Annotated in this window: 1 protein-coding gene; it reads left to right on the top strand. The window is 72.0% G+C overall.

Going from position 1 to position 1,652, the window contains the following annotated elements; all coding sequences use genetic code 11:
* Window positions 1-1,652, top strand: a 1,652-nt coding sequence (locus tag ACFWZ2_RS43605) for a condensation domain-containing protein (RefSeq protein ID WP_384555357.1), incomplete at both ends; no start/stop codon positions are given.

The following is a 1,652-nucleotide window of genomic DNA, read 5'->3' as shown; positions in this document are numbered from 1 at the left end:
CGTCGATGACAACTTCTTCGCCCTCGGCGGGCACTCCCTCCTCGCCGTCCGCCTGGTCGAGCGGCTGCGCGAGCGCGGCATGTCGGTCTCCGTACGGACGCTGTTCGAGACCCCGACCGCGGCCGGCCTCGCGTTGTCGGCGGGCACGGCCCAGGTCTCCGTACCGGAGAACCTGATCCCGGCCGACGCGACCGAGATCACCCCCGAGATGCTGCCGCTCGTCGACCTCACGGCAGACGAGGTCGCCGTGGTCGTCGCCTCGGTGGACGGTGGCGCGGCCAACGTCGCCGACGTCTACCCGCTGGCTCCGCTCCAGGAGGGCCTGCTCTTCCACCACCTCCTGAACGAGGGTGGAGACGACGCGTACGCGCTCCCGACGGTGGTCGAGTTCGAGTCACGCGAGCGCTTCGACACCTTCCTGGACGCGCTCCAGCAGGTCGTGGACCGGCACGACATCCTGCGGACCGCGATCGTGTGGGAGGGCCTGCGCGAGCCGGTCCAGGTCGTGTGGCGCCGCGCCACCCTGCCCGTCGAGGCAGTGACCCTCAGCCCCCGGAGCGCCGACCCCGCCGCCGACCTGGTCGCGGCCGGCGGCTCGGCGATGGACCTCGGCCGGGCCCCGCTGATCAGCCTGCACATCGCCGCCGTACCGGACAGCGACCGGTGGCTCGCACTGCTGCGGATGCACCACATGGTGCAGGACCACACCGCCAAGGAAGTCCTCTTCGAAGAGGTGCAGGCGTTCCTCACGGGGCGCGGCGGCGAACTGCCCGAGCCCCTGCCGTTCCGCACCTTCGTCGCACAGGCGCGCGGCGGAGTCGAGGAGTCCGAGCACGAGCGCTACTTCGCTGACCTGCTCGGCGACGTCACCGAGCCCACGGCTCCGTACGGCATGGTCGATGTACGCGGTGACGGCACGGGCGTCGTGCGGGGTGAGCTGGAGTTCGCCCCCGACCTGACCGCGCGCGTACGGGAGGTCGCCCGCCGCCTCAGCGCCAGCCCGGCCCCCGTCCTGCACGTGGCGTGGGCCCGGGTGCTCGCGGCCGTGTCGGGCCGCGACGACGTGGTCTTCGGCACGGTCCTGTTCGGCCGCATGAACGCGGGGACGGGCTCGGACCGGGTTCCGGGGCCCTTCATGAACACACTGCCAGTACGCGTACGCACCGACGAACTCGGCGCGCTGGAGTCGATCGACGCCATGCGCAGCCAGCTGGCCCAGCTCCTGGAGCACGAGCACGCGCCGCTCGCCGTGGCCCAGCGGGCCAGCGGCGTCGCGGGCGACAGCCCGGTCTTCACCTCGTTCTTCAACTACCGGCACAACGCCGGGCAGAGCGCGGCCGGCAAGAGCCGCAACGCCGACATCGCGGGCATCCGCACGGTCTGGACGCACGACCGCACCAACTACCCGCTGTCTGTGGCGGTCAACGACGACGGGGAGACCATGGCGCTCGCGGTGGATGCGATCGCCCCGGTCGACCCGGAGGCGGTGAGCGCCCTCGTGCGCACGGCCACGGAGAACCTGGTGTCCGCGCTGGAGACGGCGTTGGACGGCGGCGCGGACGTGCCCCTGAGCGCCCTTGAGGTGCTGGGTGAGGGTGAGCGGCGTCGGGTGCTGGAGGAGTGGAATGCCACTGAGGTCGACCTTGGGTCTG

Origin of the sequence: Streptomyces sp. NPDC059002 (genome assembly GCF_042740435.1) — a bacterium.
Classification (GTDB): domain Bacteria; phylum Actinomycetota; class Actinomycetes; order Streptomycetales; family Streptomycetaceae; genus Streptomyces.
This window is presented reverse-complemented; position numbering and strand designations above follow the sequence as displayed.